This is a genomic window from Levilactobacillus paucivorans, from assembly GCF_001437125.1.
GTDB classification, from domain to species: Bacteria; Bacillota; Bacilli; order Lactobacillales; family Lactobacillaceae; genus Levilactobacillus; species Levilactobacillus paucivorans.
In genome coordinates this window covers 19171-30264 of record NZ_JQCA01000069.1, presented here as the reverse complement: position 1 = coordinate 30264, position 11094 = coordinate 19171, and the positions used below count along the sequence as shown (strand labels likewise).

Sequence of the window (11094 nt, the reverse complement as noted above, 5' to 3'; positions counted from 1 at the left end):
TCTATACAATTCAGAAATCTTTTATGCATTTACACAAGATATTTTACGCTCTCGGCTGTCCTCATTCCCCCCAAGAACCCGTTGATAATAGTCCATCGGTGAAAGGGTCGCCGAGAAAAGAACGGCACCGTGACCCAGAGCCAGACTGTCTGACAGAAAAGCACTGGGGTCGAGACAGAGTTGCTTGAGTGTGATGTTGCCATCTGCGATGGTGAGTCGCATACGGTAGGTGTCGTCGTAGTAGTCGCCAATCCGCTGGTAGCTGATAGCCGCAAAGTAGTAATCCAGAATAGCTTGGGTAAAGGGCGTGTGCGGTTGGTCAACAAGCCAGTCGTGAATGGCTTCCACCAGCCGACCGAGGTCATGGTCGATTGCTTCGGGAGGCGTTAGGAAGGTACTGTCATCGCGGCCATCGGCCAGGAGTGGGGCCGCGATATCACTAAAGGTGGCTCGCAGATCCTGTAAGCGACGTCGGAGTTTTGGCGTGGCCTGATCCAGGTCGCGACTTTGTTCGATGAGCTGGTCGAGAGGCCGCGTAGTTAACTCGGCGGAGTACATATCACGTGAGCGACTGACCAGGTTGTGGGCTTCATCGATCAGAAAGAAGTTATCGGGATCCTCGGTCGTAAAGAATCGCTGTAAGTGGACTTGCGGGTCGAAGAGGTAGTTGTAGTCCCCGATGATGACATCACAAAAGAGGCTCGCATCCAATTGAAATTCAAAGGGATCGAGGATGTGTTTGCGGGCATAGGTTTCGATCACGGGTCGGGTCAGCTGATCGTTATTCTGAATGAGATCCAGGAGTGCTGGCTTCAAGCGATCATAGTAACCTAGCATGTAAGGATTCTCTTCTGGTAACAAATCGGCTTCTTCCGGGAAGGTGATCTTGGCCTTGGCCGTCAGGGTGATGCTCTTGAGTAGGAGTCCCTGTGAGGCCATGAGATCGAGGGCTTCTTCGGCGACAGACCGGGTACTTTGTTTAGCAGTGAGATAGAAGATTCGCTGGATGACGCCTTCACCAATGGCTTTAATCGTGGGGAAAAGTGTCGAAATGGTTTTCCCAGTCCCGGTCGGGGCCTCAGCGAAGAGCCGTTTGCTGGTGAGAATTGTTTTGTACACGGCGACGGCGAGCTCACGTTGCCCCGGGCGATAGTGACCAAAGGGAAAGGTGAGCTGCTGAATGGTGGGGTCGCGGCGATCGCGGAGGTCCGACCTGAATTTGAGCCAGGTGACGTACTCATCGATGACCTTGTCGAAGAATTCTTGAGCTTCCTGCCGGGTGATGGTCTGATCCGTCTGCGTGGTCGTTTCCGTATTGGTTTGAAAGTAGGTCAGGGTCAGGGTGACCTGGTCCAAGTCGGGTTCATGATCCATTAAGAGATAGGCGTAGAGCTTGACCTGTCCCCAGTAGAGCGTGAGGGTGTTGGTGCTGAGATTGGCGAAGACCGTTTCGGAAGTTTTGATTTCCTCGATACTGGCCTGGCCATCCGTCAGTGTCACGCCGTCTGCCCGTCCGTGGAGCAGGTACTCGTTATTATTGAGGGTGAGCGTCTTATCCAGATAGTATTCCTTCTGGTAGTCGGCCCCCCGCTGTTTCTGTAGGCGACGATGGATGCGGGCGCCCAATAACGCCGTGTTTTGGCTATTACTGGTCGTGCCCAGGTCGCCAGTTCGTAAAGTGAATTCGATTAATTCGCGTACCCCTAATTTGATTGGCATCCATTCGTCACCTCCGTTTGCTGATAATCAGCATACCACATTTTGCGACGGGTTTGAACGCGTGTTCGCGATTGGTTGGCGGGTGCGAAAAGTGAGTCGCGGGGATTGGCAAAATCTATGAAATCGCTTACAATAGAGAGCGAGGTGATATTGGATGAAAACCATTGGCTTTCCGCTACACGAAGAGATAACTGCAATTGATGAAGCGTCTGCGCTTCAACGGATCTGTCAACGACACACGAGTAAGGCCACGATTAGAGTTCGTGACATCGAAATTAATCCCCGAGAACAAGTTGAGCTTGCAACACTTGGTAATTATGGTGGTAAATTTATTCGAGTCGTCACGGATGGCCCTGATGAAGCCCAGTTAGCGACCGCCATTCATCAACAACTCGTCAAGGACAAGTATTGCGATTACTAGGCCTTGACCCACTCGTTTGGATTCGTTAAGCTCGACTTAATGAAATGAAGCGAGGGATGTCCCATGAATGAAGAGCAGGTCGATAGACTCTGTCAGATTGCCCCCAAGTACGGGTTACAGTTAGCCCATGAGGGATTGATTATTACTGAAATTAACGGGCAGACCACGTCATTTGACGCGGCAACCTATATGCCTGATCAATTGATTGATATGCTGTCCAAGATTATCGCCACGCAAATGAAGGCGGATCTGTGGCAGTGGCAATAACAAAAAAATTGGACCGCGACGTTCTTGTCGTGGGCCAATTTTTTTATGTTCACTATTTATTGCTGAAACGCGTGAGACTAGCTGGTTAGCATCGCTTAAATTTGGCCAACAACCTTGTCTCGAACGCTATTCTTCTTCCCAGCGATCAAAGTCCTGGGCGTGGCTGGCGAGGTAGGCCATGGCTTCTTGCCCTAATTGTTGGCTTTCTTGATCAAAGTTTTGGCTGTCGGCGTCACCTTCGGCATCGGCTTCGTCGCGCAAGAAACCAGCAGCGAGATCCAAATACTTGGTTCGTCGGCCGATTCCGTTGTCCTTAAAGAGATCGTCGAGTTTGGTCAGATCATCCTTAGCAGCGGCCGAAACACGTTGTGCCAGGTCGTGCTGTTTACCTAATTTAATGGCGGCATAGTCCATGAGAAAGTCATTCATATCAATGATAATCGCTTGCCGTGCTTGTTTTTCACTTTTTTTTGCCACTTGTGATCACCCCTTAGCTTCATTCTAGTCATTCGACTTTAATCACGCAATTATTCTCCTTGGTCGATGTTCAGTCGGATTAACAAGTGACCCAATGATAAAAAGTCATCTCGAGGTAAAACGTTAACATATCGTCGAACTAATTGCCATAATAATCGCGTTTGGGTATTAACTATCCGATTATTAGAAAATTTATGCGAATTTCCCCAACATTTACCGAAAATTTACACGATTGCGACGATTACTATATATTCATCGCTTAGAATCAGGGTTGTAAGTTAAGGGGAGGCATTCGGGGTGCAATTTGGCTTTGGATGGTTCTACTATCTCAAAGACATGGAGTGACAGAGATGAATAAGGGATCAAAGTTAGCAATGGGGATTGCAGCAATTAGTTTACTTTTAGTTGGGTGTGGCAAGGCCACTAGTTCGACTAGCAGTAAGGAAAGTAGCGCAGCACTTTCAGGAAAGGTTACGGCCGTTGGTTCGACGGCGTTACAACCATTAGCCGCTAAGGCCGGGTCAAACTTCACTGCCAAGAACAGCAAGGTTAACCTGACTGTTCAAGGTGGTGGTTCCGGAACTGGGCTGAGCCAAGTCCAAGCCGGTGCGGTTTCTATTGGTGATTCTGACATTTTTGCCGAAGAAAAAGACGGCATCAAGGCTGACAAGTTGACCGACCACAAGGTTGCGGTCGTGGGGATGGCCCCAGTTGTCAACAAAGATACCGGGATTAAGAACTTAAAGATGGCACAGTTGAAGCAAATCTTTACCGGAAAGATTACCAATTGGAAAGAAGTTGGCGGTAAGGATGAAAAGATTGTCATCATCAACCGGGCCCAAGGTAGTGGGACTCGAGCAACGTTTGAAAATGCCGTATTAAAGGGCACTGACGCTGTGAAGTCTCAAGAACAAGACTCCAACGGTGCCGTTCAAAAGATCGTTGCAACGACGCCAGGGGCCGTAAGTTACTTGGCCTTCTCATACTTCACCAACAAGCTCCAAGCCGTTTCTATCGACAACGTGACGCCAACCGACAACAACGTTGAAACGAACAAGTGGAAGATCTGGTCCTACGAACACATGTACACGAAGGGCACGCCTGACAAGGCAACCACGGCCTTCCTGAAGTACATGGATTCCAAGACCGTTCAAGACAGCTTGGTTAAGGACATGGGTTACATCAGTATCCATGACATGAAAGTGACGAAGGACGCTAAGGGTGTCGTTACCCAGAACTAAGCATCCAGCGTAGATTTAGAAGATGTTGAAATGGGGTGAAGGTGCGGTCGAAGCACTTTCACCTTTTTTAAAAGGGGGGAGTCAACTTATGGAGCAAACAAATTTTCAACTTAAGAAACAAGATACCCAATCACAGGAATGGTCCAAGCGACTACACCATGCCACCCGAGCGACTCGCGAGGATTGGATCGGCCGGGGGATCAGTTATCTCTGTATTGGGGTAATCATCCTGGTCGTGGCTTCGATGCTGTGGTTTATCACTTCAAAAGGAATCGCGACCTTTACGCAGAACCACGTCAGCCTTTGGAAGTTCCTGTCGGGTACCGACTGGTCGCCCAGTCAAGGCAAGATTGGCGCCTTACCCATGATCGTGGGGTCCTTTGCCGTGACGTTCGCTGCCGCAATTGTGGCAACACCATTCGCGGTTGGGACCGCCATCTTCATGACAGAAATTTCACCTAACAAGGGTCGAAAGTTCCTACAACCCGTGATTGAATTACTGGTTGGGATTCCTTCCGTAGTCTACGGGTTCATCGGACTGGCAGTTGTGGTGCCATTCATGCGGCACCTGGTCGGGGGTTCCGGATTTGGAATTATCTCGGCAACCTTCGTGCTGTTTGTGATGGTGTTGCCAACGATTACGTCAATGACCGTCGATAGTCTACGAGCAGTCCCGCGTTACTACAAGGAAGCGTCACTCGCTTTGGGAGCGACACGTTGGCAGACGGTATCTAAGGTTATTCTTCGGTCCGCCACACCTGGAATTTTAACCGCCGTGATCTTCGGGATGGCTCGGGCTTTTGGGGAAGCCTTAGCCGTTCAAATGGTGATCGGGAACGCGGCCGTCATGCCTAAAGACTTGATTTCGGCGGCTTCAACGCTGACCAGTCAATTGACGACGGGAATTGGGGACACCATTGATGGGACGTTGCCAAACAACGCCCTGTGGTCATTAGCTCTGATTCTGTTACTCATGTCACTATTCTTCAACGCCCTGGTACGGGTCATCGCAAAGAGGGGGCAACTCAAACATGAACGCTAAACGTAAAGACATGATTGCCACGGTAATCATTGACCTCATTGTCGCCATCGTGGTTGGGATTCTCTTCTTCCTGTTGGCCTACATTCTCATTAAAGGCCTGCCACACGTTAGCTGGAGTTTCTTGACTGGGGCCACGGATTCCTTTGATGGCACCGGCGGCATTGGGGTCCAACTGTTCAATTCCTTCTACCTGTTAGTCTTGACCATGTTGATTTCCATTCCCATTTCATTGGGGGCGGGGATCTACCTGGCCGAATACGCGAAGGATAACTGGCGGACCAGTCTCATTCGGTCAGCCATTGAAGTTCTTAGTTCCTTACCATCCGTCGTTGTTGGATTGTTTGGGTTCTTACTGTTTGTCGTTAAGTTCAAGATTGGGTTCTCCGTTATTTCGGGGGCCATTGCCTTAACCTTCTTCAACCTGCCGCTGTTGACGCGGAATATTGAAGAATCACTCAGTGCCGTGCCGCGTAGCCAACGGGAAGCTGGTCTTTCCTTGGGCCTGTCCAAATGGAAGACTGAAGTGGGAATCATTCTCCCCGTGGCACTGCCAGGGATTGTGACCGGGGTGGTTCTGAGTGCCGGTCGAGTGTTTGGGGAAGCCGCAGCCTTGATTTACACGGCTGGGCAAAGTGCGCCAGTGACCAACTTCGCCGATTGGAATCCAATGGATGCGGCGAGTCCGCTTAATCCATTCCGACCAGCCGAGACATTGGCGGTCCACATTTGGAAGATGAATACGGAAGGGTTAGCGAGCAACGCCGCGGCCTTGTCCGCCGCTGCGTCCGCTGTTCTGATTATTGCTGTGCTGCTCTTTAACCTGGGCGCACGGGTTCTCGGGTCGTACCTGTATCGTCGGGTTACGGCTAGCAAGTAGGGGGTGTGACGATGCTTAAACAATACTCATTTGATAAGACTGCTGTGCAGACCTTTGACGCCCAGACTTCACTGGCGTTGAAGACGGAGGACTTGCAGGTCTTCTACGGCACCAATCACGCCATGCACGATGCCAATCTGGCATTTCCTAAGAATCAGATTACGGCGCTCATTGGCGCTTCGGGGTCCGGGAAGTCCACCTACCTGCGTTCGTTGAATCGAATGAATGATACGATCGCCACGGTGACGGGAAAAATCTGGTATCACGGTGTCGATATCAACGAACCGAACGTGAACATCTATGAAATCCGGCGGCACATCGGGATGGTCTTCCAACGACCAAATCCATTTGCCAAATCAATTCGGGAAAACATCACCTACGCTTTACGAGCAAATGGGGTGAAGAATAAGACCGAATTAACGGAGCGCATCGAGAAGAGCTTGCGGGGAGCCGCGCTTTGGGATGAGGTGAAGGACAGCCTCGACAAGAGTGCTCTGTCCCTCTCTGGTGGGCAACAACAGCGATTGTGTATTGCCCGTTCGATTGCCATGGCACCGGATGTGTTACTGCTAGATGAACCTTGTAGTGCACTGGACCCAATCTCGACAGTTAAGGTTGAGGAGACTCTCCTGGAGTTACAGAAGCAATACACGATTATCATCGTGACGCATAACATGCAACAAGCCGCACGAATCAGTAGTCAGTGTGCCTTCTTCCATCTCGGACATGTCATGGAGTACACGCCGACTGGAACCATGTTCAGTAATCCCCAGATTCCGGTCACACAAGATTATATTTCCGGAAGTTTTGGGTAGAGAATTTTAGAGATGTTAGTCAAGAGTGTGACAGAAGGCGGTTGGATGGCGAGCATTAAGGCTGGTAATCAGATAATCCTGGTCTTGGATTATTTGATTACCAGTTTTAAGCGGAACCAGCTGCCTTATGACGCACGTTTCGGCCATATGAATTTGGAGATACACAAGGGCCTGGGACACAAGTCTCAGGCCCTTTTTGCGTGCCGAATATCTATAGTTGAAACGTCTGCCCTTTTTGTTACACACTCTTCTATGTCCATAGTGCGCCATGCCTCAATGAATACTGGTAGAATAAATGTAACGACTTTGAGAAGCGGGAGGGTTTGGGATGTACTTTTTACAGGAGAAAGGGGCACTGCCCTTATATGAACAGCTGATTCAGCAGCTTTCTGCGGCAATGGACCGGGGTGAGTTGACTGATCGCCTGCCATCCATTCGATCATTGGCGGCTGAACTGGAGGTGTCCAAAGGCACCGTGGAGAATGCCTATGAACAGCTGGTTGCGGAGGATCGGATTGAGAATCGACCCCAGCAAGGCTTCTTTGTGAAAACACCAATGTCGACGCTGCCAATTGTCAGTGAACATGACCGTGATTTGGTTCAACCAGACTTTGATTTTTCACTGGGCTACGCGGCCTCACTGCTGGAAACGCATGCCAAGACTGCCTGGAACCGGTCGTTGGAACGCGCTATCCAAGACCAAGACCGACGGGATCCTCAGACGGCTATTCAGCGGCAAGGGTCACTCGCGTTACGAGAAGAAATTGTGGCGCTATTGGTCCGGCGGCGGGGGATACATTGCCAGCCGGAACAAGTGGTGATCACCGCTGGCAACAGTGAGTCATTGGTCATGGTGACTCAGCTGATGCAGGCCAAATTCCAATCGCCACTCAAGGTCGGGTTTGAAAATCCTGGTTATCGCAGTGGATTAGAGACGGTTCGCCGCCAGGGGGGACAACCGGTCTTGATCCCGGTGGATGAGACATCGGGGATGGACGTTGATCATCTGCGATCAGAGTCCGTTAACTTGGTTTACGTGACCCCCTCGCATCAATTTCCTTTGGGGCCAACGATGCCTTTAGCCAAGCGACAGGCTTTGTTAGCTGTCATGCGGGCCAAACAGGGGCTGATTATCGAGGATGATTATGACAGTGAGTTCTCGGTGTCCACTAGACCAATGCTGGCCTTGGCCTCACTAGATGCCAAGCGAGTCATCTACTTGTGTGGCTTTTCCAAATCAATTTCGACCGAGTTACGACTCAGCTTTATGGTGCTACCACCGCAGTTGGTGACCAGTTATCAGAGCTTATTTGCCTATGAAACCAACGGCGTTGCGGCAATTATCCAAGCGGCTACGGCAGATTTTTTGTCGTCGGGGGCTTATAGCCGTCACATCACACGATCCTTGCGCTTGAATCGTCAAAAGTATGACTTTATCCAACAACAGTTGACGCCATTCGTTCGGCAGGGAGTCATTAACGCTCATTTTGGGGAAGCCGGTATTCATCTGGTCTTTCGCTTGAAAAAGCCACAAGCGACGGCTAAGTTCGATGAAATCTTAGAGCGGCATCACCTTTATTTGCGAAAAATGGATCAATATTGGTTAAAGGATAAACAACTCGGTTACTACATTGTGGGGTTTGCCCACTTTGCTTTGCCAGAGTTCCGACAAGGCGTGGCCAAACTAGTATTGGCATTAAAGGAACTGTCCGCTTAAACTCATGGTCAACTGTCACTTCCGCTTTCATATTAACCGCCTATACTGAGAGTTAGTTAAGCAATCAGAAAGGGCGATTAAATGATAACGTATCAAATGGATGCCAAGTTAGATGCCGCAAGTTTCAAGGACCTTTTGGTTCGGACAGAACTTCATCGTCAAATCAACGACGATCAGAAGCTCCAAGGGATGTTGGACCATGCCGACTTCTTATATACGGCTTGGGACGGCGACAAGGTGGTTGGTTACGTTCGGGGATTGACGGATTACGCTGATGTCATTTACATTGCGGATCTGGCAGTCGATGCTGATTACCGACACCAAGGGATTGCCCGGCATTTATTGGGGATGGTGCAGGATCAATTAGGTCAAACACTTCACACGGTTTTGTGGGCTTCGTTGTATGCCAAGGACTTCTACGCCAAGATTGGGTTTACCAAAGATTCTCGCGGCTATGTGAAGAATCCACAACACTTGGATCCCGCCGACTGGACGGTTTAAATTGTAGAGACAACACGCTGACCAAATTAAATTGGTTAGCGTGTTTTATTTTGGGCTATTTTGTTAAGAAGACCTGCCAAAGCACCGTGGCACAAACCGCACCCGCAATCGGCGCAACGACGGGGACCCAACTGTAGTAAAAGTGGGAGCTTCCCTTGTGGGGGAATGGCCAGATGGCATGAAGCAAGCGGGGACCTAAGTCACGGGCTGGGTTCAACGCTGGACCAGTAGGACCACCCAAGGAGACGACCAGACACATGACCAGAAAGCCAAGGCCAATGAAGTCGGCTCGGGGGTCCAGTTTGTCAGCGGTCATCGCCACGGCACCCAGAACCAGGATAAAGGTTCCAAGGAATTCGTTGATGAAGCCATTTAATTTGCTACCTGCCGCATCAATCGTGGAGAAAGTTCCCAGGATCGCTTCTACGTCGGTCGTTTCATCGTAGTAAGGCTTGTAGGCCAGAACAATTGTCAACTGACCAAACATGGCTCCAAGCAACTGAGCCGCGATATAGGGCAGCACTTCCTGCCAAGGAAAACTACCGACGACGGCTGAGGCAATCGTCATCGCGGGATTAATCTGAGCGCCGGAAATGGTTCCGAACATTAGGGCGGGAATCATGACCCCAATCCCATATCCCCAACCGATTAATAGCCAGCTGCCGTGATAACCTTTAGTTCCTTTGAGCTCAACGTTGGCAACGGAACCGTTACCGAGGGCAACCATGATGGCTGTCCCAATAAATTCGGCCAGACACCGAATGAACAATGAATAATGCATAAATTCAACTCCACATAAGTATAAGTTAGGCGACTGTTATTTTTCGATGACCATAGTTAGTTGTCAAAAAACAGCGGTATTCCTATAATACGCTTATCACGAGTAGCTTTCACGAAAAGTTTCAATTATTTGGCATAATGATGAAAATGAGGAATAAATTACATTCTGACTCTTGGGTAATTGAAGGAATCTTTCCCATCAAATAGGCTTATATAAGCATAATATATAATAAAATAGCCGAAATATTTGTAGAGGCAATCCATGGTAATTCAGAGGAGGTTCAATCATAATTAAGCAGTTACCTAACCCACACTGGTAACAGTGGGGAGGTGAGTAAATTGTTGCAAGTTTTCTTTGCCCCACTTGTGGTTGGGCTGTTGATAGCCTTGTTCACGGACTGGTTAGACGGTAGACGCCACAAGTAAAACAATATTAGGTAACGTCTAACCCACCCGCTTGTGCCTACATAAGTGTAAAAAAAGCCCCTGACTACTACCATAGTCAGGGGCTTTGGTGAACAAATTGTTCAAGTTTTCTTTGCAAAGTTATTATAACATGATATGACATGAACCGTATCCTATATGCCCACAAGTAGTAAGAAAGTTTGTATAGCCGAGAGTTATGACAAATTACCATTTTAGGATGCTTGTGAACTAAAGAAAAACTGATGGCAATTAAGCCAACAGTTTTCACCACGCGATCATAAAACTTTTGTGTATTTGTTACCCAATGGACCCTACCGGATTTGAACCGACGACCTCCTGCATGCGAAGCAGGCGCTCTCCCAGCTGAGCTAAGGGCCCGAAACTTACCCATTAAGTATAGCACGTTGTCACAATTTGTTAATGGGTAAGTGGTGTCTAGTGACGACTACTACGGTGGCCACCAGTGCCATGGGTCTTGATAACGTTGCGCTTGAATTTGGGACCGGTAGCATCGGCAACAAACTTAAAGTGTCGTAATCGGCCAACGTAAGGCTTTCCAGCCAAGCGAACGGTGGTCCAGCCCCGCATGGCTTGCGCCATGTCATCGGCAGCGGTCACCAGGTCGGCGCGGTGTTCCGCTTGAGCGGCCTCACGAAGGTCGGTTGTCAGACGCTGCACCAGGCCCTCATGATAGGTGAGAAGTTCTTGCGTCAACGGGGCGCTTCGATAGCTGTTAAAGAGACGTTGCACTTCCTTTAACGCGTCCGTGGTATTCTTCGGTTGATAATAACGCTCCTGCTCAGTCATGCCC

General features: G+C 49.4%; 12 protein-coding genes, 1 tRNA gene and 1 pseudogene. 9 read left to right on the top strand and 5 right to left on the bottom strand.

From position 1 onward, the window contains the following. Positions 1 to 54 precede the first annotated feature (54 nt). Positions 55 to 1719: pseudogene (locus IV54_RS06520) on the bottom strand (PD-(D/E)XK nuclease family protein); the annotation flags it as partial. 154 nt (positions 1720 to 1873) lie between these two features. Between IV54_RS06520 and IV54_RS06515 the strand changes: the two are divergent. Both IV54_RS06515 and IV54_RS06510 read left to right on the top strand, forming a co-directional pair. After that, on the top strand, positions 1874 to 2140 hold the full coding sequence (locus tag IV54_RS06515; protein WP_057878584.1) for an HPr family phosphocarrier protein: 267 nt from the start codon (positions 1874 to 1876) through the stop codon (positions 2138 to 2140). A 63-nt stretch (positions 2141 to 2203) separates the two neighbouring features. After that, entirely contained in the window at positions 2204 to 2407 is a 204-nt protein-coding gene (locus IV54_RS06510; protein WP_057878583.1) for a hypothetical protein, read from the top strand. Between the two features lie 126 nt (positions 2408 to 2533). Here IV54_RS06510 and IV54_RS06505 read toward each other — a convergent pair whose 3' ends face one another. Then, the gene (locus IV54_RS06505) at positions 2534 to 2884 is read right to left on the bottom strand and encodes a hypothetical protein (RefSeq protein ID WP_057878582.1); all 351 of its coding nucleotides are present in this window, start codon (positions 2882 to 2884) and stop codon (positions 2534 to 2536) included. A gap of 350 nt (positions 2885 to 3234) precedes the next feature. On the opposite strand from IV54_RS06505, the gene IV54_RS06500 reads away from it, so the two are divergent. From IV54_RS06500 to IV54_RS06470, 6 genes are all read left to right on the top strand, one after another. After that, complete coding sequence (locus tag IV54_RS06500; RefSeq protein ID WP_057878581.1) at positions 3235 to 4125, top strand: phosphate ABC transporter substrate-binding protein PstS family protein; 891 nt, start codon at positions 3235 to 3237, stop codon at positions 4123 to 4125. A gap of 88 nt (positions 4126 to 4213) precedes the next feature. Continuing rightward, positions 4214 to 5167 (top strand): phosphate ABC transporter permease subunit PstC, encoded by a 954-nt coding sequence (gene pstC / locus IV54_RS06495; RefSeq protein ID WP_057878580.1) that lies wholly within the window; start codon positions 4214 to 4216, stop codon positions 5165 to 5167. Continuing rightward, positions 5157 to 6044, top strand: coding sequence for a phosphate ABC transporter permease PstA (gene pstA, locus IV54_RS06490; RefSeq protein WP_057878579.1), 888 nt, complete (start codon positions 5157 to 5159; stop codon positions 6042 to 6044). The genes pstC and pstA overlap by 11 nt, the downstream gene beginning before the upstream one ends. Positions 6045 to 6055: 11 nt before the next feature. Then, a complete protein-coding gene (pstB, locus tag IV54_RS06485; RefSeq protein ID WP_057878578.1) occupies positions 6056 to 6859 on the top strand; it encodes a phosphate ABC transporter ATP-binding protein PstB in 804 nt (267 codons plus the stop codon). Between the two features lie 328 nt (positions 6860 to 7187). After that, complete coding sequence (pdxR, locus tag IV54_RS06475) at positions 7188 to 8576, top strand: MocR-like pyridoxine biosynthesis transcription factor PdxR (RefSeq protein ID WP_057878576.1); 1389 nt, start codon at positions 7188 to 7190, stop codon at positions 8574 to 8576. Positions 8577 to 8657: 81 nt separating this feature from the next. Continuing rightward, positions 8658 to 9077 (top strand): GNAT family N-acetyltransferase, encoded by a 420-nt coding sequence (locus IV54_RS06470; RefSeq protein WP_057878575.1) that lies wholly within the window; start codon positions 8658 to 8660, stop codon positions 9075 to 9077. Positions 9078 to 9132: 55 nt separating this feature from the next. Here IV54_RS06470 and IV54_RS06465 read toward each other — a convergent pair whose 3' ends face one another. Then, on the bottom strand, positions 9133 to 9858 hold the full coding sequence (locus IV54_RS06465; RefSeq protein WP_057878574.1) for an MIP/aquaporin family protein: 726 nt from the start codon (positions 9856 to 9858) through the stop codon (positions 9133 to 9135). Positions 9859 to 10187: 329 nt separating this feature from the next. Here IV54_RS06465 and IV54_RS12280 point away from each other — a divergent pair, with 329 nt between their 5' ends. After that, positions 10188 to 10283: a type I toxin-antitoxin system Fst family toxin gene (locus IV54_RS12280; RefSeq protein WP_157054373.1), complete on the top strand. Its 96-nt coding sequence runs from the start codon at positions 10188 to 10190 to the stop codon at positions 10281 to 10283. Between the two features lie 305 nt (positions 10284 to 10588). Here the strand turns inward: IV54_RS12280 and IV54_RS06460 are convergent. Beyond that, positions 10589 to 10661 (bottom strand) — tRNA-Ala (locus IV54_RS06460). Between the two features lie 57 nt (positions 10662 to 10718). Continuing rightward, a complete protein-coding gene (locus tag IV54_RS06455; RefSeq protein ID WP_057878573.1) occupies positions 10719 to 11090 on the bottom strand; it encodes a hypothetical protein in 372 nt (123 codons plus the stop codon). Positions 11091 to 11094: the final 4 nt, after the last annotated feature.